We start from the raw sequence: 25,040 nt of genomic DNA, 5'->3' as shown, positions 1-25,040 counted from the left end.
TCGCCCCCGGCCCTCAAGCCTTGTTCTTGTTGTAGACGTCGAAGATCACGGCCCCGAGCAGCACCAGGCCCTTGACCACCTGCTGCCAGTCGACATTGACGCCCATGATCGACATGCCGTTGTTCATCACGCCCATGATGAAGCCGCCGACCACCGCGCCGATGACTTGGCCGACGCCGCCCATCGCCGAGGCGCCGCCGATGAAGACGGCCGCGATCACGTCGAGCTCGCTGCCGAGGCCGGCCGCCGGCACGGCCTGGCCGAGACGTGCGGCGATGATCAGCCCGCCGAGCGCCGACAGAACGCCCATATTGACGAACACCCAGAGCGTCAGCCTTTCGGTGTTGATGCCCGACAGTTGCGCCGCCTTGGCGTTGCCTCCCATGGCGTAGATGCGGCGGCCGATGGTCATGCGCTTGGTGACGAAGACGAACAGCGAGATCAGCACGCCCATCACCAGCAGCACGATCGGCAGGCCCCGATAGGTCGCGAACTGGAAGACCAGGAAGAGCGCCAGCGCGCTGCCGACCAGGGTCTTGATGACGAACAGGGTGAAAGGCTCGGCCTCATAACCGTGGAGTTCGCGCTTGCGTCGCGTCCTGAAGCCGAAATAGGCGTAGGCGAGCACCGCGATCAGGCCCAGCACGACTGTCGTCATGTGAAGCGTCAGGCCACTGCCCAAAACGGTCTTGCCGGCCGCGTTCACCGTCGGCGGGATCAGGGTCAGCGGGCCGATCACATCGGGGATGAAACCGGAACTCAGCGCCTTGAAACTGTCGGGAAGCGGGCCGACCGAGGAGCCGCCGCCAAGCAGCGCCTGGCAGATGCCGCGGAAGATCAGCATGCCGGCGAGCGTCACGATGAAGCTTGGTATGCGGTGATAGGCGATCCAGTATCCTTGCGCGCCACCGATCAACCCGCCGACGATGAGGCAGACGATCGAGACAACGAGCGGATTGCTGAATATGCCGAGCGGCCAGATGACCATCATCATGGCGGCAAGCGCGCCGATGAAGCCGGCGACCGATCCTACGCTGAGATCGATGTAGCCGGCGACGATGACCAGCAGCATGCCGAGCGCCATCACGATGATGAACGAGTTCTGCTGCACCAGGTTGCTGAGGTTGACCGGTTTGAACAGCGTTCCCGACGTCGTGTACTGGAAGAACAGCATGATGACGATCAGCGCGATGATCAGGCCGTATTCGCGCAGGTTCGTCGTCAGCGCCGAGACGGCGACGCGAGGACCCTGCTTGACGTCCTCGGCGGTGCCGCTTTGAGGTGCGGGAGCGCTGTCTGTGCTCATGATGCTTTTCCTTCTCCGCGAACAATGGCGCGCATGATTTTTTCCTGGCTGGCGTCGCTTGCCGCCATCTCGCCGACGATGCGTCCTTCGTTCATGACATAGATTCTGTCGGTGATGCCGAGCAATTCCGGCATTTCAGACGAGATGACGATGATCGCTTTGCCCTCGGCGGCAAGGCGAGCGATGATTGTATAGATTTCGTACTTGGCGCCGACGTCGATGCCGCGCGTCGGCTCATCGAGGATCAGGACTTCCGGGTCGGCGAACAGCCATTTCGACAGCACCACCTTCTGCTGGTTGCCGCCCGAGAGGTTGCCGGTCAGCTGATAGACGCTGGAGGCGCGGATATTGGTCTTCTTGCGATAGTCGTTGGCGACGCTCATTTCGCGCATATCGTCGATCACGCCGCCACTGGAAACGCCGCCGAGGTTGGCCAGCGTCACATTGTGCTTGATATGGTCGATGAGGTTCAGCCCATAGGTCTTGCGGTCCTCGGTGACATAGGCGATGCCGTTCTGCACGGCCTTGCCCACTGTGGAAAGGTCCACGGGCTTGCCGTTGAGCAGCACCTCGCCGCTGATGCGCCGGCCATAGGAGCGGCCGAACAGGCTCATGGCGAATTCGGTGCGACCGGCGCCCATCAGTCCCGCTATGCCGACAACTTCGCCCTTGCGCACCTTGAGGTCGATGCTCTTGATCACTTGCCGTTCGGCATGGATCGGGTGGTAGACGGACCAGTCCTTGACCTCGAAAATGACGTCGCCGATGCTAGGTTCGCGCGGCGGGTAGCGATCGTCGAGGGATCGGCCGACCATCGAGGTGATGATGCGGTCCTCGCTGATGTCCTTCCTCGGCAATGTCTCGATCGTGCGCCCGTCGCGGATCACCGTCACCTTGTCGGCGACGCGGTTCACCTCGTTGAGCTTGTGGGAGATCAGGATCGAGGTCATGCCCTGCCGCTTGAACTCGAGCAATAGATCGAGCAGCGCCTGGCTGTCCTTCTCGCTGAGCGATGCTGTCGGCTCGTCGAGGATCAGCAGCTTCACTTCCTTGCTGAGCGCCTTGGCGATCTCGACCAGCTGCTGCTTGCCGACGCCGATATGGGTGATCAGCGTCTTGGGGTCTTCCTTGAGCCCGACTTTCTTCAAAAGCTCGGCCGTGCGCGCCTCGTTGGCGTCCCAGTCGATGACGCCGTATCTGGCTTGCTCGTTGCCGAGGAAAATGTTTTCGGCGATCGACAGCATCGGCACCAGCGCAAGCTCCTGGTGGATGATGACGATGCCCTTGTGTTCGCTGTCATGAATGCCTTTGAACTGGCATTCCTGGCCCTGAAAGATGATCTGGCCATCATAGGTGCCGGAGGGATAGACGCCCGAAAGCACCTTCATCAGTGTCGATTTTCCGGCGCCGTTCTCGCCGACCACGGCATGGATTTCGCCTTCCTCGACGTGGAGGTTGACGTTCGACAGCGCCTTCACGCCGGGGAACGTCTTGGTGATGTCGCGCATCTCCAAAATCGTCGAGGTCATCAGGGCAAGCTCCTCCTAGACTTTCTTTTTTAGGCGATTCCTGACGGAAAACCGCTGCGCACTTTTCCGGGAATGGCTCTAGGCCGGCAGAGACAATACCGGGGCCGCTTGTGAACGAAAAGGGGCCCTGCGTCGCGCAGGACCCCTGCCTTTGTAACCGGGATTACTTCAGGTCTTCGGCCTTGATGTAGCCGGAGTCGACGACCAGGGCCTGGTAGTTCGACTTGTCGACCTCATGCGGCGTCAGCAGGATCGAGGGAACCACCTTGACGTCGTTGTTGTAGGTCTTTTCGTCGAGGCCTTCCGGCTTGCCGCCGGAGAGCACCTTGTCGACCAGCTGCACCGTGGCCTTGGCCAGTTCGCGGGTGTCCTTGAACACGGTCGAGTACTGCTCGCCCGAGATGATCAGCTTGACCGAGGCGGTCTCAGCGTCCTGACCGGTCACGATCGGCCAGGGCTGTGCGTCGGTGCCGTAACCGACAGCGCGCAGCGAGGCGGTGATGCCGCGCGACAGGCCGTCATAGGGCGACAGAACGCCATCGACGCGGCTGCCGTCCGAGTAGTTGGCCGACAGAAGGTTGTCCATGCGCGCCTGGGCGGTAGCGGCGAGCCAGCGCAGCGTGCCGACCTTGTCCATGCCGGTCTGGCCGGACTTGATCTTGATCGAGCCGTCGTCGATCAGCGGCTGCAGGACGGAGATCGCGCCATTGTAGAAGAAGAAGGCGTTGTTGTCGTCGGGCGAGCCGCCGAACAGTTCGACGTTCCACGGCTTGGTGTTCGGGAAACGCTCCTTGAGGCCCTTGACCAGGGAATTTGCCTGGATCACGCCGACGCCGAAATTGTCGAAGGTGGTGTAATAGTCGACATTCTTGGTCTTCTTGATCAGGCGGTCATAAGCGACGACGACGACGCCCGCGTCGTTGGCCTTCTGCAGCGCATCCGACAGCGTGGTGCCGTCGATCGAGGCGATGATCAGCGCCTTCGGACCCTTGGTGATTTCGTTTTCCAGCTGGCTGAGCTGGTTGGGGATGTCGTCCTGCGCGTATTGCAGGTCGACAGTGTAGCCGAGCGCCTCGAGCTGGGATTTGACGGCGTCGCCGTCATTGATCCAGCGTTGCGAGGTCTTGGTCGGCATCAGCACGCCGACAAGACCCTTGTCGGCCGCGTGCGCCTGATAGGTCATGGCAGCGATGCCAAGGGCCGCCACGGCGGCCAGCGTCTTGATAATCTTCACATTACTCTCCCTGGTTGATGGACGCGACACCTCGGGGCTTCGCGGGCCGCGCAGCCAGACAGGAGCGCAAACGCGCCGCTGTCGGCATTATCGATCTCCGGTATCCTCCCAATCGGCTCCGCGACGCAGTTTCAATCGATACGATTTTGATCGCTACCGACCCTTGCGTCCCGGAACGCGCGAAGGGTGGGTCCCTTTGCCATAACTGTCAAATGCGATCTTTGGTGGTTGCTATACCGAAACCGGTATGATCTAGCATCCGGAAAGCAATCGGCGAGAAAGCTGGAGATCATGGCGGCATTGCGCGATCCGGATGCGATTCCAGTAAGTTACGAGAAGCTCCCGGGAGACGGTGAGACACTCCTGCGCAGTGGTTTGAGCTTGCGCCACATGCGCATGATCGCCGCCCTCGACGATCACGGACGGGTGAGCGCCGCGGCCCAGGTCATGAACATCTCCCAGCCGGCCGCTTCGCGCATGATCGCCGAGATGGAGGCGGTGCTCGACGTGAAGCTGTGCGAACGGCTGCCGCGCGGAGTGACCCTCACTCCCTATGGCCAGGCGCTTGCCAGGCGGGCCCGCTCGATCCTGCTCGAGATGCGCGAAGCCGACCGCGAGATTGCCGAGCTCAAGGCTGGCAAGGGCGGTTCGGTGTTCCTCGGCGCCGTGACCGCGCCGGCGATCGAATTGGCGGTGCCGGCGATCCGTGAAATCCGCCGCATCTACCCGCGCATCGAGATCACCATGCAGGTCGAGACGTCGAACGTGCTCGCCCGCGAGCTGATCGGCTCGCGCCACGACTTCATCATCGCCCGCATTCCCGACGACCTCAATCCACGACTGTTCGAATCCCGTGTGATCGGCGTCGAGAAGGCCTGCCTGATCGTGCGCCGCGGCCACCCGCTCGCCGGAGGCAATGTGGTGCGGCTGGAAGACACCGCTGCCTATGACTGGGTGTTCCAGTCGGGCGGTTCGCCCTTGCGTCAAGCGATGGAGAGCAACTTCCTGAACCGCAACATCGCGCTGCCGGACCGGATCTTGAACACCAGTTCGCTGCTGCTCACGCTGGTCATGGTCGCGCAATCCGATGCCATCGCGCCGGTCTCGGTGCAGGTGGCGAAGTTCATCCAGAACCCGGACGGGCTTGCCGGCGCCATCGATGTCGTCCAAACCGAATTCGACATCGAGGTCAGGCCTTACAGCCTGATCACCGTCAGGAATCGCGTACTGTCGCCGGCTGCCAAAATGCTGCATGATTTCATCCTGCGCGAAGTGGGGTGATGGAACGAGAACCGCTGCCGCGCGTTCAAACCGTTCGGCATGCGCGCTGGAGCCCGTTGCGGGCGAGGAAACGAGGTGTCGACGATTAACAACTCGGGAGGTTTTTATGGAACGTCGGTTGTTTCTTACTGGAATGCTTGGCCTCGCGGGGGCAGCGGCGTTTGCGAGCGTGGCCGGACCCGGCCGCGCGGTAGCCGGTGTTCCCCAGGGAAACGGAATTCTCGATGAACTGGACAAGCCGGATCCGGCTGTCTTCGAAGGGGATGAAGCGGTCGAGGTAGAGCAGGTCTCGCATCGCGACTGGCATTTTCGCCGCCATCATGGCCACGATGGCTACTGGCGTCGTCGCCACGGGCGTCGCCGCGGCTGGAGACGAGTTTGCCGCAGCTACTGGCGCCATGGCCGCCGCCGTACCCGCTGCTGGCGCGAGCGCGTCTGGCTCCGCGTATGGCTGTAATCTCTTCTTGCTGACGCATAAGCCGGCCACCGCAGGTGGCCGGCACCTGTGTTCAGGCTCTTCAAGTCCGGCGTTGATTACCCAACTGTAACGTGTTTGGGACTCGCACTTTTGCCTAGCTGCCGCCGAATCGGCGGAACCATATGAGCCTTTGTCCGTTGAAGCCTGTTTAAAGCGGAGCTTTGACCATGCCGAGGGACCACCAAGAAGAACGGCATTCTGCAATCAAGATCATGCGTGCCGCGGAGAAGCGGCACGCATGAAGGGCGTCGCCATACTGACCGAAGCCCGCAGCGGCTCCGAATGGCTTGGCAGTCTCACGAACAGCACGGGATTGTTGGGCAAGTCGGCCGAGTGGCTCGATACGGCCAATCTGGGGTGCAAGCCGAAATCCTTCGATGACCTGATGTCCGCCGTGATCGATCGCGGCGGAACCGCAAACGGCACGTTCGCCGTGAAACTGTTTCCGCGGCATCTTCACTGGTCGCAGGCCAGATATGGAGTTGACTTCCTCGCTGAATGCAGCCGGCGCCATGCCATGGGCTTGGTCCTGTTGGAGCGGCGGGACCGCCTTCGCCAGGCGATTTCCTATTGCCGGGCAAAGGCGTCGGGGCACTGGAAAAGTACGATGGACGGCGCCGATCTGGTTCCGCGATACGACTTCGCCGGCATCTGCCAGGCCTATTTCCTGATCGAGCAGAGCTATGCCTTCTGGGAAGCTTACCTGCGGCTGGCCGACCTGGCATACGATCACTTTTTTTATGAGGATTTGTTGGACGATCCTCGGCCGTACGTTGCGTCGGTGGCCCGGCAGTTGTCGGTTGAAATGCCGGACGGAGAGTTCGAAACGAATTTACGCCTGCAGCGGGACGATCTCACCGAAGATTGGGCGGAGCGGTTCCGCAACGACGTCAAATCGGAAGACTTGCTGGCGCATCTGCCCAGGAAGGTGGCGCCGCGGAACATCAACAATCTCGCCCGGTTCCTCCTCAAGAAGCAGATGCTAACCGGACAGGCCTAGGCGAATCCCGATAGTGCTGCCAATCGGACAGGGGCCGGGCTAGGCAATCGGCTTTTCGCATCAAGCTGGAGCGGGTAGCGGGAATCGAACCCGCGCGTTCAGCTTGGGAAGCTGACAGGCTACCATTACATCATACCCGCGCTGCAGCCTCGTTATCATGACGGCATGGCCTCGGGCAATCGCAAACCGGTCTCACAAGGCGGGCTTCGCCAGCTCACCGGTGACGGTCGGCGTTGGTTCCCTGGCCTTTGCGACTTCGCCGCCGGCGGCGAAGCTCGGCCAGTATTTCGAGATGGCCAGCGTCGCGCCGGCGGAAGAGAAATGGCCATAGTCGAAATAGAGAAACTGCTTGCTGCCGGCATCCGCATAGGAGCAACCGGTGGCGTCGCACAGATAGGTGAGCGGGTCGATGAAGGTCGCGCCGTTGGCGAAGAGTTGCACCTGCTTGTTGATGTCGGGATCCATGGCCATCGGCCAGGATGTATTCGCGGCGCCCTCGTGTTTTGCAAAGAAAGCGATCTTCTGGACGTCGGCGATGAACTCCGGAGACTGGCCGATGACATAGACCTTGACACCCATGTCGCGCAGCCGGTCGATCGTCGTCTGCAGGCCGTCGAAGCCCCTGGCCTGGTAGTCGGTCCATCGACCGCTCAGGATCACCGCCTGGATGTTGGCATCGCGGATGATCGACAGCGCCCGTTCGTTGAAGCGGGTGCAGGCCGGCCGGGCATAGGAAAAATAGCTCAGGTTGGGTGGGCAGCCGGCATAGGTATATTGGACGACGTTGGCCTGGATTTTCTGCGCGTTGGCTTCCAGGCCCGATACGTAGTGAGCCGCGAAGGAATCGCCCCACAGCAGCACATTGGTGGCAAAGCCGTGCGTGCGCGTGCAGTCGGCAAGGTTCCAATCCTCGATCCGGCTCGCACCCTCATTGAAGCAGACACCGTTGCGCCAGTCGCCCACCAGGATCCGTTGCGTCGAGAAATCCGGGAACCGCTGCGGAAAGCCCTTGCCCAGCACACCGGCCAGACCGCCGACACACAGCAGGGCGATCGCCGTCGCCGAAAAGGCGAAGATCGGCAACGGGGCGGTGAAGGCCCGCTTCCGCCGGAAAGGCTGCTCGACATATTTCCACGAGAAGGTCGCCAGGGCGACGCTGGCCACCGTCATCGCGACGATCATCGGCACCGAGATGGCCTTCAGCGAGAGGTAGTGGACGAAGGAGTTGATCGGCCAGTGAACAAGGTAGAGCGAATAGGAGATGAGGCCGATCCAGACCATCGGGGCGAACTGAAGCACACGCGTGGCGAGGGGCACGGGTCGGTTCGCATGGTTCTGGCCCGCATAGATCAGCAGGGCCGTTCCGACGCAGGGAAACAGGGCGTTATAGCCCGGAAACGGGTCGCTCTCCGAGATCGTCAGGAAGCCGAAGCCGAGCAGTGCAAAGCCGGCCAAGCCGATCAGTTCCGTCGCCGGCCGGCTGGCAAGTGGCGGCGGCCTTTTCAGCATCAGCATGGCGCCCAGCGCCAGTTCCCAGATGCGTGTCGGCAGCAGGTAGAAGCCGGCGGTCGGCGCCAGCGTGGTCGCCATCACCGCCAAGGCAAAACTGCCGATGGTGATGGGCAGAAGTATCGTCAGCCAGCGCTTCGAGGCATAGCGATAGATCAGATAAACCAGGATCGGCGCGAAGATGTAGTACTGTTCCTCGACCGAAAGCGACCATGTGTGCAGCAGCGGCCGCAGTTCGGCGTCGATCGAAAAATAGTTCGTCGTCTTCCAGAAATAGATGTTCGACCAGAAGGTCGAGGCAGCGATCACGCTGAGGCTGAACTCGTGCAGGTCCGACGGCAGGAGGATGAACCATGCCGCGATGCTTGCAAGCAGGATGACGAAGGTCAGCGCCGGCAGGATGCGCCGTGCGCGGCGCCAGTAGAAGCGGCCTATCGAAAACTGGCCGCGCTCGAGATCATCCAGCAAGCTGCCGCTGATCAGATAGCCCGATATGACAAAGAAAATATCGACGCCGGTGAATCCCCCTGGGATGGCGGACACGCCAAAATGAAAGAGCACCACGGGCAGCACGGCAACGGCCCGCAGGCCGTCGATGTCGCGCCTGTAGTTCATTCGGACAGTCCGCGGCTCGCGGCCCGCCGATCTCGTGCGAAGCATGCCACGCCGCTCATGCGACGATGCCTTGGTTGTGCGAAAAATCGTGACGCCGTGGGGTTCACAGGCTCTCCTCTGCGAAACGATTTTGCTGCACTGCAACATGAGTGTCAAGCCGGAACGCCATGCTTTGGACGCCGGCGCAGCCGGTTTGGAAGCGGCCGGTCAGGTTGCCGGCAGGTAGATCACGGCATGGTCATCGGCATAGGCCCGCTTCCAGCCCAACTCGGCGAAGAAGGGGATGCGGGTATCCGCGGCTGTAAGCAGTGCCCAGCCGATGGCGTATTTCTTCAACTGCGCCTCGAGCAGTGGTTTTCCGCCGGTCTGCCCCGTCGCCTCATCCGCTTTCGTGAACCCGCCCAGGAACAGCTGGTCCGTCCTGCCGTCGACATAGGTCTTGATGTCGTGGAAAATCAATGTGCCGCCGAAATTGTAGGAATTCAGCACATTGCCTGCGAGGTGGTGATCCCTGGCGAACGCAAGGGCGCCGCTGGCTGATGTCTTTGGGCTCGGCGCGACCTGGTAGGCGGCGTTGTTGAGCGCAAGCATCGCAACGACCAGCGACACCGCCGTCGCGCCGCGGAGCAGATGGAACCGGCTGGCGAAGAATTTTTCCAGTCCGTCGCGCTCTTCTTTCAGCCAGGCGCCTGCGGACAAGGCGGGATATTGGCGCGCGACCTCGACCGCGACCACCAGGGGAACAAGCAGGAAGAACAGATAGACGAACCGCAGATGCGAAAGGTAGACGTGCAAGGTGAAGACGATGAACAACGCCTTCGCCCAGCCGATCCGTAGCCTCGATGTCAGAAGCCCGAAAAAGGCCAGCAGTATCGCGGCTTCCTGGAGGACCTGTTCCTGGGCATTGAACGGCCGCCACTCCAGGATCAGCGGCACCGCCTCATTGCCATAGGCGACGGTGAGCGTGGCCAGGATGGCCTGCACGCCATAAGGGTGTATCAGGCTGACCAACGGACAGAGCAGGCCAAACGCCACCCACTTCGCCAAAAGTGCGGGTTTCGACAGGCCGGTGCGCGCCAGGAGATCGAGGCCGGCGAAGCCGGCGATGATGAAGCTCAGGGTGAACGTGGCATGCAGGTTCGCCCACAATACGACCAGGCCGAGCAGCCAGAGCGGCGGCGCCTTCTCGTCCTGCGCGGCACGAAACAGCATCGTCGTCCAGACGACGATGATCGGCAAGGTGAAGACGTGCGGGCGCGCCGTATAGATCGGGCTGATCAGGAACGCCGCGACGAATGCCAGCGCTACGGCCAGGACCGGTTTCAGGTGCGCGCTGAGGAACCATCCCGACAGGAAGACCGCGAGACAGATCGTGCCGATGATCAGCGTGACCACGCCGTTCCAGCCACCCGCGCTGTAGGCAAGGGCCAGCAGAACCTGCCCCAGCCATTCCTTGGCGATCCACGGTTGGCCGGCGAAGGTGTAGGAATAGGTGTCGACGGTCGGAAGCGTCCCGTTTGCCAGGAAATCCAGCCCCACTTTGACATGCCACCAGCTGTCGGGGTCCTGCAGGGTTGCGCTGGCAAAGGTTGCCAGAACCGTCGCCATGACACCCGCGCCGATGAGGCAGAATATCAGCCTGGCGCGCTGTGCGTCCTCGAGCGGCGAGAACACTGGAACGATTGCCTCGACCTTGTTCATGTCGCCGCTCCAGCGGACTTCATGTCGATCGCGACCAAGACAGTGTCCTTTGCCGCGCCGACGAAGACGAAACGGACCGAGCCGAGATAGAAGAGGACCGAGTAGAGGCAGTTTCCCGCCAGGTGGACAAACGGATTTTCGACGACGCCGGCGGACATGGCGGCGACCACTATCGTCAGATTTGCGGTATAAGCCACAACGAAGGCAAGCGCATACCGCACCGCCGTGCCGGAGCGAAAACCGCCTGCACGGCCGAAGGTCCAGCGGCGGTTGAGGAAGAAGCCAAGGACAAGACCGCCGGCATAGCCGGTCATGTTGGCGGCGATGTCGCCAAGGCCCAGCTTCAGCCCGGCCAGGATAAGACAATAGCCCAGCGCCGTGTTGAGCAGCCCGACCGCGCCAAACCGCAGCATCCGCGAAAAGCCGGCCGGAACAGCCGACCATATCCCGCCCATGGCGTTCCCGTTACCCACGGTCGACCCTACCTCAACGACGCGCCGCCCGTTTCACTATTTCCTGGAGGCGGTGGACCGGCAGGTCCTGGTCCTCGGCCGCCGCCTGGCTTCGTGAAACGATTTCGTTGACGAAATAAAGCGGTCGCCGCTTCGTCTCCATGTACATGCGGCCGAGATACTCGCCGAAAATGCCCAGCACCAGAAGCTGGACGCTGCCCAGGATAAGCATGATCGCGGCAAGGCTCGTCCAGCCCGGCAGAACATTGCCGATAGACCATTCGAACAGCGTATAGCCAAGCACGACCAGGCCGAGCAGGCCGAACATCATGCCCAGCAGCGAAGCGAAGCGCAAAGGCACGATCGAAAAGCTGGTCATAGCGTCGACCGCCAGAAGAACCATCTTCTTCAGCGGGTAGTGCGTTGCGCCGGCAAAGCGCCGCTGCCGTTCATAGGGAAAGGCGACCTGCCTCAGCCCGATCCAGCTCACCATGCCGCGAATGAACCTGTAGCGTTCGGGCATCGCGATCAGATGGTCCAGCGCGCGCCGGCTCATCAGCCGGAAATCTCCGGAGTCCGGCGCGATCTCGACATCGACCATCCGGCCGAGCAGACGGTAGAACATCGAGGCGGAGGCCAGCTTGAACCAGCTTTCGCCCTCCCGTTTCACCCTTTGGCCGTAGACGACGTCGAAGCCTTCATCCATCTTCGCCATCATCGCGCCAAGCAGTTCGGGCGGGTCCTGAAGGTCGGCGTCGAGAATGAGGATGCGTTGGCCGCGGCAGAATTCCAGCCCGGCGCTCAAGGCGATCTGATGGCCGTAGTTGCGGGCAAGGTCGATGGCGACCACATGGTCGTCCTTTTCGGCCAGTTCGAAAACGGCCTCACGGGTTCCGTCGGTCGCTCCATCGATGACGAGCACGACCTCGTAGGAGAGGCTTTGCTCGAGGCATGCCGCGCTGACGCGTCGATGAAGCTCCGCCACGCCGTCGCGCTCATTGTAGCAAGGCACGACCACCGACAACATGGGTGCGCGGTGCGCGCCGATTTTTCCCGTTCCCACCAAAGCCTGGCTCCCGCTTTGGAATGGCAATAGCGGCAATTGGTTAGAAAACAGAAAACAGGTAAGCCGGGGTCGCGCGGCCGCCACGCTTTTGGCGGCGCCGATGGCACGTGTCACGAACGAACTGGCAGTTCCATGCGGATGCGGGCACCGCGCCATGAGCCCGGCAGGATCCGGCTTTCACCAGCTGTGGCAGGGCAGAGCGCCCTCCCGATGGCGCCCAACATCTGCCGCGGCTTATCAATTCCCCCGCACCGGCCCCTGGCGGCTTGATGGATGGCCGCCAAGCACGTATCTCTGCGCCGTGCCCATGAGTCGGGGCATCTCAATCGGGAGACGGCCTTGTCCGTACTGACGCGCTTTCTCGGCGACTCGCCGCTCAGGATTATTCTGAAGCTGCTAGTGGTATCCTTTCTCGTCGGCCTGGTTATGAACGCTTTCGGTTGGTCGCCGATGGACGTGTTCTACGTCATCCAGAAGTTCTTCATTGATCTATGGAATCTCGGCTTCCACGCCATCGACCGTTTCCTCGGCTACATCCTGCTCGGTGCCGCGATCGTCGTGCCAGCCTTCATCCTGCTCAGGATCGCCAACTACCGGAAGTGACCTTCAGGCATAGTCCGATGCGACCTCGAACAAGATGGCGTGGCGCGCGGCAAGTGCCGGCACATCGGTGGAATAGCCGCCGCCGATGACACCGCAGACGGGAATGCCGAGCGCCCGGAAATGGCCGATGACCATCTTGTCGCGGGCGCGCAGGCCTTTGTCGGAAAGCGACAGCCTGCCGAGCCGGTCCTCGGCATGGACGTCGACGCCGGCATTGTAGAAGACGATGTCCCAACGCGCCTGGGCCGACAGCTCCAGCAGGATGGTATCGAGCCTTTCGACATAGGCGGCGTCGCCCGTGCCGTCGGGCAGGGCGACGTCGAGGTCGGAGGCGATCTTGCGCGCGGGGTAGTTGCGCTCGCCATGCATGGAGAAGGTAAAGGCGCGCGGCTCGTCGCCCAGAATATCCGCCGTGCCGTCGCCCTGGTGCACGTCGAGATCGACCACCAGGATACTGTGTGCCGCGCCCTCCTCAAGCAGCACCAGCGAGGCGACGGCGACGTCGTTGAAAGTGCAGAAGCCGGCGCCTTGCGCGCGCCGCGCGTGATGGCTGCCGCCGGCGGTGTTGCAGGCGATGCCGTGACGCAGGGCAAGCCGCGCCGCCGCCACCGTGCCACCGGCGGCAAGCTGCGCGCGCAACGAGACGCGCGGGCCGACCGGAAAGCCGATCTCGCGCTCGATTTTTTCCGGGACCGAACAACCGAGAACCTGCTCGACATAATCTGTCGCATGGGCGAGCTTAAGCCACGACGCAGGCGCGGGTTCGGCTGTGTTGAGCGCCCCGGCTCCGGCCAGGCCGCGTGCTCGCAAGGCCTCCATCAGCAGCGGATATTTGCTCATCGGAAAGCGATGGCTGGTCGCGAAGCCGGCGTCGTAGTCGGGATGGTGGACGATCTGCAGGGGCATGAACTGGATCGGACGGTTTCGCGCCAGAGCGGGATTTCGGTTGGCCGCCGCGGAAGGGCGATTGCGCGGCGGCCGGAAAATGGGGCACATCGGTTCCCCGATCAAGCCGCAAATCAGCAAGGCAGCAATCCTTTGGACAAGGGCGCCATCCCAGCCGACACCAAAGTATTTTCCGTCACCAACCGGTCGGTGCTTGCCATCGCCGTGCCGATGACGCTCGCCTATCTCACGACGCCGCTGCTCGGCCTCGTCGACACGGCTGTTGTCGGCCAGTTCGGTGACGCCGCCTTGCTTGGCGGCCTGGCCGCCGGCGCGCTGGCTTTCGACGTCGTCTTCACCACCTTCAATTTTCTGCGTTCGGGCACCACCGGTCTCGTCGCCCAGGCCTTCGGGCGTGGCGACGCGCTGGAGGAACAGGCGGTGTTCTGGCGTGCCGTGCTGATCGCGGTCGTTGCCGGCGTCGTGCTGGCAGCGCTTTCACCACTCATCGCCGTTGGCGGCCAGCGGTTCATGGACGCCGGGCCACGCGTCAGCGACGCGATGGGTGTCTATATCAGGATCAGGCTGCTTGCCGCCCCGTTCTCGCTGATCAACTACGCCATCCTCGGCTACGTGCTGGGGCGCGGCGAGGGCGGGCTCGGCTTGATCCTCCAACTGGTGCTGAACGGCACCAATATCGCGCTGTGCTTCCTGCTCGGCCTTGAGCTCGGCTGGGGTGTTTCCGGCGTCGCCTGGGCAACCGTCACCGGCGAATTCCTCGCCATGCTGCTTGGTCTCGCGATCGTGGTTCGCCGGTTCCGATCCACCCCGCCCTTGCCTCGGCAGCGCCTGCTCGATATGGGCGCCTTCCTGCGCATGCTGTCGCTCAACCGCGACATCATGATCCGCTCGTTCTCGCTGCTCGCCGCCTTCGCGCTGTTCACCCGCCAGGGCGCGCAGTTCGGCACGGTGACGCTGGCCGCCAATGCGGTGCTGATGAACTTCTTTCTCGTCGCCGGCTATTTCCTCGACGGGTTCGCCACCGCCGCCGAACAACTCGCCGGCCGCGCCGTCGGCGCGCGCGCCGAACAGCCTTTCCGGCAGGCGGTGCGGCTGACCCTGTTCTGGGGCCTTGGTCTGGCCGGTGCCGCGACGCTGGTGCTGCTCATGGCCGGCACCAACCTGATCGCCGTCGTAACGACGTCGCAGGAGGTCCGCGCAGTGGCCGATACCTACCTGCCTTGGGCCGCCTTCACTGCGCTGAGCGGCGTGCTCGCCTTCCAGATGGATGGTGTCTTCATCGGCGCCACCTGGTCGCGCGACATGCGTAACATGATGCTCTTGTCATTCCTCGCCTTTGCCGCCGCGCTGATCACGCTGGCGCCCACCTTCGGCAATCGCGGCCTGTGGGCGGCGCTGCACGTCTTTCTGCTGGTGCGGGGATTGAGCCTGCTGACAATTCTGCGGCTGCGGATGCAAACCGCGTTCAGCTGAGCGGCTTCGACGCCCATCGGTCGAGATGGCTGTCGCGCAACTCGCGCATCGACTTGAGTTTTTCCGTTTCGGCAAAACGTGCCATCCCGGCGACGATCCGGCCCGGCAGCGCCGGTCCGCCATAGATCATGCCGGTGTAGAGCTGGACGAGATCGGCGCCGGCGCGGATCTTTTCCAGAGCCGTCTCCATTGAGTTGACACCGCCGACACCGATGATGGCCATTTCGGGCCCGAGCAGCTTGCGCATCCTGGCCAGCACGATGGTCGAGCGCTCGAATAGCGGCTTTCCCGAAAGCCCGCCTGTCTCCCGCGCGGCATCGTTGCTGCGTAGCGCCGGGCGGGAAATGGTTGTGTTGGAAACGATGATGCCGTCGATCTGCTTTTCGATGACCTCGGCGGCGATATCCTCCAGTTCGGCCTCGACCAGATCAGGCGCGATCTTGAGGAAGATCGGCGGCTGCGCGGACGCTGCAATGCGCGCGGCCCTGACTCGGGACAATAATTCGCCGAGCTGCTCGCGCGCCTGCATGGTGCGCAGGCCTGGTGTATTGGGCGAGGAAATGTTGACGGTGAGATAGCTGGCATAAGGAGCAAAGCGGGAAACGCCGCTCTCATAGTCGCCGACGCGGTCGGTGCTGTCCTTGTTGGCACCAATGTTGACGCCGACGATGCCGCCGCGCCCCAAGCGCGCCACAAGCCTTTTTTCGGCGGCCGCATGGCCCTCGTTGTTGAAGCCCAGCCGGTTGATGACAGCTTCATCCGATGTCAGCCGGAAGATGCGCGGCTTCGGGTTGCCGGCCTGCGGCAGCGGCGTCACCGTGCCGACTTCGGCAAAGCCAAAGCCGAGGCCAAGCAGCGCGTCGGGTACTTCGGCGTTCTTGTCGTAGCCAGCCGCCATGCCAAGTGGGTTCGGGAAATCGAGACCGCAAAGGCTGACCTTCAGCCTCGTATCGCGTACCGTCCGCGCACCGCCCGGCAGGCCGCAGCGCAGTGCCGCGATCGACAAGCCATGCGCGGTTTCCGGATCGAAGGTGAACAGCAGTTTCTGGCCGATCCGGTCGAGCACGCTCATTACCCCTCCAGGGTTGGGAACTGGTGGGTACCGTCGGCCCCAAGCGGCAGCGGCTTGACCCAGAGCACCGCTTTCAGGTCAAGCACGCCGTAGAGGTGCGGAAACAGCGCGCCGCCGCGCGAGATTTCGTATTTCAGCGCATCACCCAGGCGGTTTCCGTCGACGGCGACCAGCAGAAGGTCGGTCTGGCCCTGGAAATGCTTTGCCGCGGTTTCCCTGGCCTGCGCCGCCGTCGAAAAATGGATGAAGCCGTCGGCGGTGTCGATCGGCGCTCCGGCGAAGCGGCCTTTGGCTTCGGCCTCGCGCCAAGGCGCTTGCGGAGTTATCTTGTAGATAATCTGTGACATGGTTGCGCTATAATCCGAACCAGTCGCGCGGGGAAGGCCAGGCCAAGGGTCTTCCCCATTTCCGGCGCAAACATGCGATATTTGAGGCCTTGGCCATGGAGGACAACATGCGTCTGCAGCAAATCTTGATCCCCGCCGCGCTCGTTTCGCTGGTCGCCGCTTCAGCTTATTCGGAAGAAACGGACCGCTACCGGCTGGAAAAATCGGCCACCGGCTATATCCGCATGGATACGCAGACCGGCGCGATGTCGATCTGCGAGGAGCGTTCGGGCCAGCTCGTCTGCAAGATGGCGGCCGACGAACGCGCCGCCTATCAGGACGAGGTCGATCGCTTGCAGGCCTCGATGAAGGCGATGGACGAGCGCGTCACCAAGCTGGAGAATTCGCTCTCCGCCCGTCTCGAATCGAAACTGCCGAGCGAGGAGGATTTCAACACGACGATGAGCTACATGGAGCGCTTCCTGAAGAGCTTCATGGGCATCGTCAAGGATATGGACAAGGACAGCGGCGACGGCGCCCGGCCCAACTCGCAGAAGACCTGAGCGCCATAGACGAGGGAAAACGCGGCGCGCTGGCTTTGCCGCTTGAAAACAGTGCGCAGCCCCTCATAATCGTCCAACTGATCCCGCAAAAAGCAGTAAATCGGGGATTCGGGGAGGGACATTTGCCGTCAGGCTATTCTTTCGTGATCGCCGACGATCATCCGCTGTTTCGCGGCGCGCTGCGCGAGGCGCTTGCCGGCATCGGCAATGTCGCCGCCATCCATGAGGCCGGTGATTTCGAAAGCGCCAAGGCGCTGGTCGTGGCCAATGAAGATGTCGATCTGGTGCTGCTCGACCTGTCGATGCCCGGCGCCAGCGGCCTCTCCGGCCTGATCTCGTTGCGCGGTATCCATCCTGCGGTGCCGCTGGTCGTGGTGTCGGCGCATGACGACCCGGCGACCATACGGCGCGCACTCGATCTCGGCGCCTCCGGTTTCATCTCCAAGTCGGCCAGCATGGAGGAAATCCGCGGCGCCGTGCAGTCGGTGCTTGCCGGCGATATCGCGGCACCTGTCGGCGTCGATCTCGGCGTCGAACGCGATCCCGAAATATCGGACCTGATCAAACGATTGCAGACGTTGACCCCGCAGCAGACCCGCGTGCTCGGCATGCTGGCCGAGGGCCTGCTCAACAAGCAGATCGCTTATGAACTCGGCGTCTCCGAGGCGACGATCAAGGCGCATGTCTCGGCCATATTGCAAAAGCTCGGCGTCGACAGTCGCACCCAGGCGGTGATCCTGCTGTCCAAGATAGGCAGCGACCCGCTGCAGCCGGCGGGCTGAGTGCCGGCTGCTTGGCTCAGTCGGAACTTTTAACTTCGGCTCGCCGCATCGACCTGTTCCGATGCGCTCGCCGACATGTTCTGCGCCTATCTCGAAACCCTGGAGCACCAGGCCTGATTCAGGCGCTTCGACGTCACTCCGCCGCCCGCACCATCGGCCTGAACCTGGCCATCATCGAACGCAGCACCGCCGGCTTCAACGGCTTGTTGATCATCGGGATGTCGAGGCCTGCCGCGGCTGCTCGTACCTCGTTGGAACGGTCGGCCGTGACCAGCACGGCCGGCAGGTCGTCGCCGTGGGTGGCTCGCAGCCTGATAATGATATCGAGACCGGTTTCGCGGTCGAGATGGTAGTCGGCAAGCACGATGTCCGGACGGTCGATCGCGGCCCTCTCCAGATCCTCCGAGCCGGTCACCGTGGCGACATTGCAGCCCCAGCCCTCGAGCAGCAGCCGCATGCCCTCGAGGATACGGATGTCATTGTCGATGCACAGCACATGCAGGCCGGAGAGCGAAGCCGCCGCGCGGGCCGGCGCCCTGGTCTCGACCTCGCGTCGCGGCACCTGCGCGGCCGCCACGGGCAGGATGACGGAAAAGCGCGTGCCCTTGCCCGGGTTGGAGAAGATACGGATCTCAAGCCGCAACACCCTGGCGATGCGGTCGACGATGGACAGGCCAAGACCAAGACCTTCTGCTTCGCGTGCGCCTTCGTCCAGTCGGGTAAACTCATGGAAGACGGTGTTCAGCTTGTCACCGGCGATGCCAATGCCGGTGTCGATGATCTGGATTTCCGCCAGTTCGCCGCGCCGCCGCACGCCGACCAGGATGCGGCCCTGGCGGGTGTACTTGATGGCATTGGAAACTAGGTTCTGGATCAGGCGGCGCAAAAGGTTGCGGTCCGTCATCACGGTCAGTGAGGACGCAATGATGGTCAGCTCGAGCTTCTTTGCTGCGGCCATCGGTCGAAAATCATTGCCGATCTGGCTGAGCAGGCCGTCGAGGTTGAAGGCGGTATCGTCCGGCTTCATGGCGCCGGCATCGAGGCGCGAAATGTCGAGCACGGCGCCGAGAATGGTCTCGACCGATTCCAGCGAGGATTCGATGTTGATGGCCGCCTTGCCGGCCGGACCCTTGCCGGCCTTCTCGATCAGCGAGGAGCAATAGAGCCGGGCGGCGTTCAAGGGCTGCAGGATGTCGTGACCGGCGGCGGCAAGGAAGCGCGTCTTGCCGAGATTGGCCTCCTCGGCGAGCATCTGGGCCTGCGCCAGTTCCTCGTTGACCCGGGTCAATTCCTCGTTGACCCCAGTCAGTTCGATGGTGCGGGTCTTGACGCGCTGCTCCAGTGATTCATTGGCGCTTTTCAGCGCGAGATCCTGTTCGACGCGGCCGGAAATGTCGGCATAGGTGGCGACGATGCCGCCGTCAGGCATCGGGTTGGAGCGCAGTTCGAGGATGCGGCCGCTGGTCTTCAGCTCCATCTGCCAGGGGCTGACGAAGCTGGTCAGCCGGTTGAGCATCGTCACGCGCTGGTCGGCGGGAATGTCGCCGCGCTCGGCCAGATGGCGAAGGATCTGGTCGAGCGAAACGCCGACCTGGCCCATCTCGTCGGGCAGGTCGAACAGCGCCCGGTACTGGCGGTTCCAGCAGATCAGCCGGAAATCGCGGTCGAAGACGGTAATGCCTTGCTCCATCTGGTCGAGCGCGATCTGCAGCAGGTCGCGGTTGTGCTGCAGCGCTTCCGTGGCGTCGTCGAGCAGGCGGAAGGCGTCGCGAGATTCGCGGTCGTGGCGCCGGAACAGCAGCGACAGGATCAACCGTGCCGAGGAGGAGCCGACGGCGCTGGCCAATAGCTGCTCGGAAAAGCGGATGACGTCCATGCTGGCCTGCTCGTTGCCATGCAGCGAGGTACCGTTGCTCTTCTCGAAGGATTGAAACGATCGCTCGGTGCGTTCGACGCCGAGATAGCGTGCGATCGTATCCTTGAGGTCATTGACGGTGATGGCGGTGCGGAAGCGGCGCAGGCTCGGCATCGGTCCGGCTTCACGCGGCACGAAGATCGATGCCTGGATGCGCTCCAGCGGTACCGACGCGCGCGACAGTGACCCGAAGACGAAAAACAGCGCGTTGACCGAAAGGCTCCACAGCACGCCGTGGTTCAGCGGCTCGGCGACGGTGCCGAACAGTGCCTGCGGCCGCAGTGCCTCGAAGCCGAACAGTCCGTGGACGATGATGCCTGTATCGGGCGCGACGAGCGACGGGACCAGCAGCGTATAGCCCCAGACCAGGATGCCGGCGACCATGCCGAGTGCCGCACCCCGGCCATTGGCGCCGCGCCAGATCAGCCCACCAACCAGGGCAGGGGCGAACTGCGCGATCGCGGCGAAGGACATCAGGCCGATCGAGGACAGCCGGGCGCTGTTGGTGCTCTCGCGATAATAGAGAAAGGCGATGAACAAAAGGATGAAGATCGACGCCCGCCGCACATTGAGGATGAGCGTCGACCAATCCTCGTTCTCGGAGGTGGTCGTCCGCAACAGCCGGCGCACGAACAGCGGGATGATCAGGTCGTTGGAGATCATGATCGACAGCGCCACGCTCTCCACGATGACCATGGCGGTTGCCGCCGACAAGCCGCCGATGAAGGCGGCCATGGCCAGGAAATCGTGGCCGCTGAACAGCGGCAGCGACAGCACGTAAAGGTCGCTGCTCGTCCTCGCGCCGACCAGCGTCAGGCCGGCAAAGGCGATCGGCAGCACGAACAGGTTGATCGCCACGAGATACAGCGGGAACACCCAGGTCGCGGTGCGCAGTTCGGCCTCGCTGCGGTTCTCGACGATGGTGACGTAGAACTGCCGCGGCAAAAGGATGATGGCGAAGCCGCTCAGGCACGTCAGCACCAGCCAGGTGGCCAGCGATGTCGAATAGCCCATTGCCTGCCGCACCTGGCCATTCTCGGCCAGCCGGTCGAACATGTCGCCGGGGCCGCCGAAGATCAGGAAGGTGACCATCAGGCCGATGGCCAGGAAGGCGGCGAGCTTGACCACGGTCTCCACCGCCACCGCCAGCACCAGCCCATCCTGGTGTTCGGTGGCATCGGCGTGGCGCGTGCCGAACAGGACCGCGAACAGCGCAAGCAGCATGGCGACGACCAGCGAGATGTCGCTGACGAACGGATCGAAGGACGGCGGCGAGCCCGTATAATGCTCGACCATCAGGCTGACCGAGCCGGAGATCGCCTTCAATTGCAGCGCGATATAGGGCACGGCGCCGATCGTGGCGATCAGCGTGGCGATGGCTGCCACGGTGAAGCTCTTGCCGTAGCGGGCGCCGAGGAAGTCGGCGACCGAAGTGATCTTCTCGGTCTTGGCCAGCCGCACGATGCGGTTGAGCAAGGGAAAGCCGAACACGAACACCAGCACCGGGCCGGTATAGATGCCGAGGAACTCGAGGCCGCGTTCGGAGGAAAGGCCGACCGAGCCGAAGAAGGTCCAGGACGTGCAGTAAATGGCAAGACTGAGCGCATAGATGAAAGGTCGCGCCCTGCTGGGCCCTGACAAGGCCGATCGGCGGTCGCCCAGGCTGGCGATGGCGAACAGCAGCGTCACATAGGCGATCGCGATGATGACGATGAACAAGCCCTGCACGCCGGCAAGATCCTCCCTGTGCCGATTTTCACCTGGCCGGGTCAGACGCAATCACAGCTTGGGCGTCAAGTCCATCACGGCTTTGGGCACCTGATTTCAAAGAGGTAACGCAGGGTAAGGCGAAACCGGTTGTTTTCTCCTTTTTGCCCATGTTGCAACTTGAGGTTTTTGTTATGGTGTCGCCGGGGCGGTGCTTCCGGGATGGGACGGCTGCGCGGCCCGCCATGATAAGGAGGGTCGAATGCTGAAAGAATTCCAGGAATTCATTTCCAAGGGCAATGTGATGGACTTGGCCGTCGGCGTCATCATCGGCGCTGCCTTCGGCAAGATCGTCGATTCCCTGGTCAACGACATCATCATGCCGATCGTCGGAGCGATCTTCGGCGGCTTGGACTTCAACAACTACTTCTTTGGGCTTTCCTCGGCCGTCAACGCCACCTCGCTGGCGGAAGCCAAAAAGCAAGGTGCTGTTTTTGCCTATGGCAGCTTCATCACCGTGGTGCTGAATTTCATCATCCTAGCCTTCATCATCTTCCTCATGGTCAAGGCCGTGAACAACATGCGCAGGCGCCTGGAAAGGGAAAAGCCCGCGCCAGCGGCCGCGCCACCGCCGGCCGATGTGCAGCTTTTGACCGAAATCCGCGATCTGCTGGCCAGGCGATAGACGGATAGGGTTCTTCTGGACCAAAACCCCGGTCGTTCGCGGCCGGGGTTTTCTGTTTTCGCATCTGGTAAACAGCACCTCCGAACGCCCCGAGACAATGGACCTGCCCATGACCTTGATCCAGACCCTGCGCCCCGAGGCCCTGGCCGCGCCCGAAAGCGGTATCGTCGCCGTCGTCAACTATGGCAGATTGCGCGAAGGCCTGATCCCGCTTTGGGCCGGCGAGGGCGACCTGCCGACGCCGTCCTTCATCACCGATGCGGCGTCGAAGGCGCTGGCCGGCGGTGAGACGTTCTACACCTGGCAGAGGGGCATTCCCGATCTCAGGCAGGCGCTGGCACGCTACTACGAAAGGCACTTCGCCAAGACCTTCGCCGAGGAGCAATTCATCGTCACCGGCTCCGGCATGCATGCCATCCAGCTGGCGCTCGACGCGCTTGCGGGAGCCGGCGACGAGGTGATCTACCTGTCGCCAGCATGGCCGAATTTCGACGCCGCCGCCGCCATCGCGGGTGCCGTGCCGGTGCCGGTCAGGCTCGACCATTCCGGAAATGGCTGGTCATGCGACGTCGAGAAAATAGCGGCGGCGGTCACACCGCGCACGAAGGCGTTGTTCATCAACACGCCGTCCAATCCGACCGGCTGGACCGCCGATCACGAGACCTTGCGGGCGATCCTCAATCTCGCCCGCGCCAAGGGCCTGTGGATCATCGCCGACGAAATCTATTCGCTGTTCCACTATGGTCACGGCCGCGCGCCGTCCTTCCTCGACATCGCGGAGGCGGAAGACCGCATCCTGTTCGTCAACAGCTTCTCCAAGAACTGGGCGATGACCGGCTGGCGCGTCGGCTGGATCAAGACGCATCCAAGCCTGCAGCAGGTGTTCGAGAACCTGATCCAGTATTCGAACTCGGGCGTGGCCCAGTTCATGCAGCGCGGCGCGGTCGCGGCGCTCGACGAGGGCGATGCCTTCGTCGCCGAACAGGTGGAGCGGGCGAGACAAGCGCGCGACCTGGTCTGCGGTATTCTCGGCGAAACCGGCAAGGCGCGCTTCACCGTGCCGCAGGGCGCCTTCTACCTGTTCTTCACCGTCGACGGCATCACGGACTCGCGGGCAGCCGCTTTCGAAATCGTCGACAAGGCCAATGTCGGCCTGGCGCCCGGCACCGCCTTCGGGCCCGGTGGCGACGCGTTCCTGCGGCTGTGCTTCCACCGACGCCTCGACCAGCTCGAGGATGCGGCAAACCGGCTGGCAAGGTGGATGAAGACTGTCTGAACTCTGACGAAGCCCGAATTGAAAGCCGCGTCAGCTGGCCGTCGGAGTAGAGTTTCAAACGGGCTTCAGCCGCCCGACTTGGGCACCAGCAGTGGAATGATGCGGTCGCTCTTGGTCACTGAGGGCCGTCCCGCCGAACCGTAGGGGATGCCAAGCGCGTCCCAGGTTTCGACCAGCGCGTCCTGCAGTTCGGCGATCAGCGCGTCGGAATGGAACGGCGTCGGCGTGATACGCAGCCGTTCGGTACCGCGTGGCACCGTCGGGTAGTTGATCGGCTGGATGTAGATGCCGTGGACGCCGAGCAGGCGGTCGCTCGCCATCTTGCAGAGTTCAGGATCGCCAACCAGCACCGGCACGATATGTGTCGGCGACTCCATCACCGGCAGACCGGCCGCCGACAGGATCTGCTTGGTTCGGCTCGCCTGCTGCTGCTGGGCGTCGCGCTCGGCCTGCGAGCGCTTCAGGTGACGGATCGAGGTGGTGGCCGCCGCGGCGATCGCCGGCGGCAGCGCCGTGGTGAAGATGAAGCCCGGCGCGTAGGAGCGCACCGCGTCGATGACGGCGCTGGTGCCGGTGATGTAACCGCCCAGCGTGCCGAACGCCTTGGCCAGTGTGCCTTCGATGATGTCGATGCGGTCGGCCAGGCCTTCGCGCTCGGTGATGCCGCCGCCGCGCGGTCCGTACATGCCGACGGCATGGACCTCGTCGATATAGGTCATGGCGTTGTAGCGTTCGGCGAGTTCGACGATCTCCTTGATCGGCGCGATGTCGCCATCCATCGAATAGACGCTTTCGAAGACGATCAGCTTGGCGCGTTCGCGCCCCGCGGTCTGCAGCAGGCTTTCCAGATGCGCGACGTCATTGTGGCGGAAGATCTTTTTCTCGGCGCCCGAGCGCCGCACGCCTTCGATCATCGAGGCATGGTTCAGTTCGTCCGAGATGATCAGGCAATTGGGCAAAAGCCGCGCTATGGTCGAGATCGAGGCCTCGTTGGAGACGAAGCCGGAGGTGAAGACCAAGGCGGCTTCCTTGCCGTGCAGGTCGGCCAGCTCATGCTCGAGCTCGACCAGCGGGTTGGACGTGCCGGAAATGTTGCGGGTGCCGCCGGCGCCCGATCCCATCTTGCCGGCCGCGTTCTGGAATGCGGCGATCACGTCAGGATGCTGGCCCATGCCGAGATAGTCGTTGGAACACCAGACGGTGATTTCCTCGGCGCGGCCGTTGGAACGCCAGACGGCGCGCGGAAACTTGCCCGCGATACGCTCCAGGTCGGCGAAGACGCGGTAGCGACGCTCGGCATGGAGCTGATCGATCGCTTCCTCGAAAAACCGCTGATAGTTCATGTCGACTTCCCAATTTTGCGCGGCATCATAATCATTGGCCTTTTGGCCGTCCACCGGGCCATTTTGGTCAAAATGCCACGCCCCACACCTGTTCCTAACGTTGACGGATCGTGGCCTATTCCACTTCACGACACGCTCAGTGGATCACTTTTGTTTCCGCATGATGCCACATCAAGTGAACGCCGGTTACCTCTCGTTCTAATGGTCATGCGCCGGGC

General features: G+C 62.8%; 21 protein-coding genes and 1 tRNA gene. 8 read left to right on the top strand and 14 right to left on the bottom strand.

Features of this window, described 5'->3' with window-relative positions:
• Positions 1-13: 13 nt before the first annotated feature.
• The 3 genes from mmsB to chvE form a co-directional block, all read right to left on the bottom strand.
• Positions 14-1,306, bottom strand: coding sequence for a multiple monosaccharide ABC transporter permease (gene mmsB, locus FJ543_RS26965; RefSeq protein WP_015319284.1), 1,293 nt, complete (start codon positions 1,304-1,306; stop codon positions 14-16).
• The gene (gene mmsA, locus FJ543_RS26960) at positions 1,303-2,835 is read right to left on the bottom strand and encodes a multiple monosaccharide ABC transporter ATP-binding protein (protein WP_140660687.1); all 1,533 of its coding nucleotides are present in this window, start codon (positions 2,833-2,835) and stop codon (positions 1,303-1,305) included. Before mmsA ends, mmsB begins: the two co-directional genes overlap by 4 nt.
• Before the next feature lie 163 nt (positions 2,836-2,998).
• Complete coding sequence (gene chvE / locus FJ543_RS26955; RefSeq protein WP_015319282.1) at positions 2,999-4,069, bottom strand: multiple monosaccharide ABC transporter substrate-binding protein; 1,071 nt, start codon at positions 4,067-4,069, stop codon at positions 2,999-3,001.
• 291 nt (positions 4,070-4,360) lie between these two features.
• On the opposite strand from chvE, the gene FJ543_RS26950 reads away from it, so the two are divergent.
• Positions 4,361-5,350, top strand: a complete 990-nt coding sequence (locus FJ543_RS26950) for a LysR family transcriptional regulator (protein ID WP_140722844.1) — start codon at positions 4,361-4,363, stop codon at positions 5,348-5,350.
• A gap of 85 nt (positions 5,351-5,435) precedes the next feature.
• Here the strand turns inward: FJ543_RS26950 and FJ543_RS31605 are convergent, their stop codons facing one another.
• Positions 5,436-5,702, bottom strand: coding sequence for a hypothetical protein (locus FJ543_RS31605; protein ID WP_181171003.1), 267 nt, complete (start codon positions 5,700-5,702; stop codon positions 5,436-5,438).
• A 364-nt stretch (positions 5,703-6,066) separates the two neighbouring features.
• Here FJ543_RS31605 and FJ543_RS26940 point away from each other — a divergent pair, with 364 nt between their 5' ends.
• The gene (locus FJ543_RS26940) at positions 6,067-6,828 is read left to right on the top strand and encodes a Stf0 family sulfotransferase (protein WP_140614736.1); all 762 of its coding nucleotides are present in this window, start codon (positions 6,067-6,069) and stop codon (positions 6,826-6,828) included.
• Positions 6,829-6,894: 66 nt separating this feature from the next.
• On the opposite strand, the gene FJ543_RS26935 is transcribed toward FJ543_RS26940, so the two are convergent.
• From FJ543_RS26935 to FJ543_RS26915, 5 genes are all read right to left on the bottom strand, one after another.
• Positions 6,895-6,968, bottom strand: a tRNA-Gly gene (locus FJ543_RS26935).
• Positions 6,969-7,020: 52 nt separating this feature from the next.
• Entirely contained in the window at positions 7,021-8,952 is a 1,932-nt protein-coding gene (locus tag FJ543_RS26930; protein WP_140660689.1) for an acyltransferase family protein, read from the bottom strand.
• 207 nt (positions 8,953-9,159) lie between these two features.
• Entirely contained in the window at positions 9,160-10,653 is a 1,494-nt protein-coding gene (locus tag FJ543_RS26925) for a hypothetical protein (protein ID WP_140878234.1), read from the bottom strand.
• Positions 10,650-11,108 (bottom strand): GtrA family protein, encoded by a 459-nt coding sequence (locus FJ543_RS26920; RefSeq protein ID WP_140878379.1) that lies wholly within the window; start codon positions 11,106-11,108, stop codon positions 10,650-10,652. Before FJ543_RS26920 ends, FJ543_RS26925 begins: the two co-directional genes overlap by 4 nt.
• Before the next feature lie 31 nt (positions 11,109-11,139).
• A complete protein-coding gene (locus FJ543_RS26915; protein ID WP_210243719.1) occupies positions 11,140-12,168 on the bottom strand; it encodes a glycosyltransferase family 2 protein in 1,029 nt (342 codons plus the stop codon).
• A gap of 342 nt (positions 12,169-12,510) precedes the next feature.
• Between FJ543_RS26915 and FJ543_RS26910 the strand changes: the two genes are divergently transcribed.
• Positions 12,511-12,774, top strand: a complete 264-nt coding sequence (locus FJ543_RS26910; protein ID WP_140878233.1) for a DUF6460 domain-containing protein — start codon at positions 12,511-12,513, stop codon at positions 12,772-12,774.
• A 3-nt stretch (positions 12,775-12,777) separates the two neighbouring features.
• Here the strand turns inward: FJ543_RS26910 and FJ543_RS26905 are convergent, their stop codons facing one another.
• Positions 12,778-13,680 (bottom strand): histone deacetylase, encoded by a 903-nt coding sequence (locus tag FJ543_RS26905; RefSeq protein WP_015319253.1) that lies wholly within the window; start codon positions 13,678-13,680, stop codon positions 12,778-12,780.
• 132 nt (positions 13,681-13,812) lie between these two features.
• Between FJ543_RS26905 and FJ543_RS26900 the strand changes: the two genes are divergently transcribed.
• Positions 13,813-15,153, top strand: a complete 1,341-nt coding sequence (locus FJ543_RS26900) for an MATE family efflux transporter (protein WP_140878231.1) — start codon at positions 13,813-13,815, stop codon at positions 15,151-15,153.
• On the opposite strand, the gene FJ543_RS26895 is transcribed toward FJ543_RS26900, so the two are convergent.
• Complete coding sequence (locus tag FJ543_RS26895) at positions 15,146-16,225, bottom strand: quinone-dependent dihydroorotate dehydrogenase (protein WP_140878229.1); 1,080 nt, start codon at positions 16,223-16,225, stop codon at positions 15,146-15,148. The genes FJ543_RS26900 and FJ543_RS26895 overlap by 8 nt on opposite strands.
• Positions 16,225-16,572, bottom strand: coding sequence for a DUF952 domain-containing protein (locus FJ543_RS26890; protein WP_140878227.1), 348 nt, complete (start codon positions 16,570-16,572; stop codon positions 16,225-16,227). Before FJ543_RS26890 ends, FJ543_RS26895 begins: the two co-directional genes overlap by 1 nt.
• A gap of 107 nt (positions 16,573-16,679) precedes the next feature.
• Between FJ543_RS26890 and FJ543_RS26885 the strand changes: the two genes are divergently transcribed.
• Both FJ543_RS26885 and FJ543_RS26880 read left to right on the top strand, forming a co-directional pair.
• Complete coding sequence (locus FJ543_RS26885; protein WP_140878225.1) at positions 16,680-17,114, top strand: hypothetical protein; 435 nt, start codon at positions 16,680-16,682, stop codon at positions 17,112-17,114.
• Between the two features lie 122 nt (positions 17,115-17,236).
• Entirely contained in the window at positions 17,237-17,896 is a 660-nt protein-coding gene (locus tag FJ543_RS26880) for a response regulator transcription factor (protein ID WP_015319247.1), read from the top strand.
• A gap of 133 nt (positions 17,897-18,029) precedes the next feature.
• Here the strand turns inward: FJ543_RS26880 and FJ543_RS26875 are convergent, their stop codons facing one another.
• A complete protein-coding gene (locus FJ543_RS26875; RefSeq protein WP_015319246.1) occupies positions 18,030-21,539 on the bottom strand; it encodes a PAS domain-containing hybrid sensor histidine kinase/response regulator in 3,510 nt (1,169 codons plus the stop codon).
• A 241-nt stretch (positions 21,540-21,780) separates the two neighbouring features.
• Between FJ543_RS26875 and mscL the strand changes: the two genes are divergently transcribed.
• Positions 21,781-22,203: a large conductance mechanosensitive channel protein MscL gene (gene mscL / locus FJ543_RS26870; protein ID WP_015319245.1), complete on the top strand. Its 423-nt coding sequence runs from the start codon at positions 21,781-21,783 to the stop codon at positions 22,201-22,203.
• A gap of 109 nt (positions 22,204-22,312) precedes the next feature.
• Positions 22,313-23,479, top strand: a complete 1,167-nt coding sequence (locus FJ543_RS26865; protein WP_140878223.1) for a pyridoxal phosphate-dependent aminotransferase — start codon at positions 22,313-22,315, stop codon at positions 23,477-23,479.
• A gap of 65 nt (positions 23,480-23,544) precedes the next feature.
• Here the strand turns inward: FJ543_RS26865 and hemA are convergent, their stop codons facing one another.
• Complete coding sequence (hemA, locus tag FJ543_RS26860; protein WP_140787201.1) at positions 23,545-24,822, bottom strand: 5-aminolevulinate synthase; 1,278 nt, start codon at positions 24,820-24,822, stop codon at positions 23,545-23,547.
• Between the last annotated feature and the right edge of the window lie 218 nt (positions 24,823-25,040).

This window comes from Mesorhizobium sp. B2-5-7 (genome assembly GCF_006440875.1).
Lineage (GTDB): Bacteria > Pseudomonadota > Alphaproteobacteria > Rhizobiales > Rhizobiaceae > Mesorhizobium > Mesorhizobium australicum.
The sequence above is the reverse complement of the archived record's forward strand: the minus strand, read 5'-3'. Positions and strand labels throughout refer to the sequence as shown.

Bases quoted from the DNA above. Each gene is read 5' to 3' on its own strand.
- mmsB (WP_015319284.1), bottom strand. From the start codon at position 1,306: ATGAGCACAGACAGCGCTCCCGCACCTCAAAGCGGCACCGCCGAGGAC.
- mmsA (WP_140660687.1), bottom strand. From the start codon at position 2,835: ATGACCTCGACGATTTTGGAGATGCGCGACATCACCAAGACGTTCCCC.
- FJ543_RS26950 (WP_140722844.1), top strand. From the start codon at position 4,361: ATGGCGGCATTGCGCGATCCGGATGCGATTCCAGTAAGTTACGAGAAG.
- FJ543_RS26940 (WP_140614736.1), top strand. From the start codon at position 6,067: ATGAAGGGCGTCGCCATACTGACCGAAGCCCGCAGCGGCTCCGAATGG.
- FJ543_RS26930 (WP_140660689.1), bottom strand. From the start codon at position 8,952: ATGAACTACAGGCGCGACATCGACGGCCTGCGGGCCGTTGCCGTGCTG.
- FJ543_RS26925 (WP_140878234.1), bottom strand. From the start codon at position 10,653: ATGAACAAGGTCGAGGCAATCGTTCCAGTGTTCTCGCCGCTCGAGGAC.
- FJ543_RS26920 (WP_140878379.1), bottom strand. From the start codon at position 11,108: ATGGGCGGGATATGGTCGGCTGTTCCGGCCGGCTTTTCGCGGATGCTG.
- FJ543_RS26905 (WP_015319253.1), bottom strand. From the start codon at position 13,680: ATGCCCCTGCAGATCGTCCACCATCCCGACTACGACGCCGGCTTCGCG.
- FJ543_RS26895 (WP_140878229.1), bottom strand. From the start codon at position 16,225: ATGAGCGTGCTCGACCGGATCGGCCAGAAACTGCTGTTCACCTTCGAT.
- FJ543_RS26890 (WP_140878227.1), bottom strand. From the start codon at position 16,572: ATGTCACAGATTATCTACAAGATAACTCCGCAAGCGCCTTGGCGCGAG.
- FJ543_RS26885 (WP_140878225.1), top strand. From the start codon at position 16,680: ATGCGTCTGCAGCAAATCTTGATCCCCGCCGCGCTCGTTTCGCTGGTC.
- mscL (WP_015319245.1), top strand. From the start codon at position 21,781: ATGCTGAAAGAATTCCAGGAATTCATTTCCAAGGGCAATGTGATGGAC.
- FJ543_RS26865 (WP_140878223.1), top strand. From the start codon at position 22,313: ATGACCTTGATCCAGACCCTGCGCCCCGAGGCCCTGGCCGCGCCCGAA.
- hemA (WP_140787201.1), bottom strand. From the start codon at position 24,822: ATGAACTATCAGCGGTTTTTCGAGGAAGCGATCGATCAGCTCCATGCC.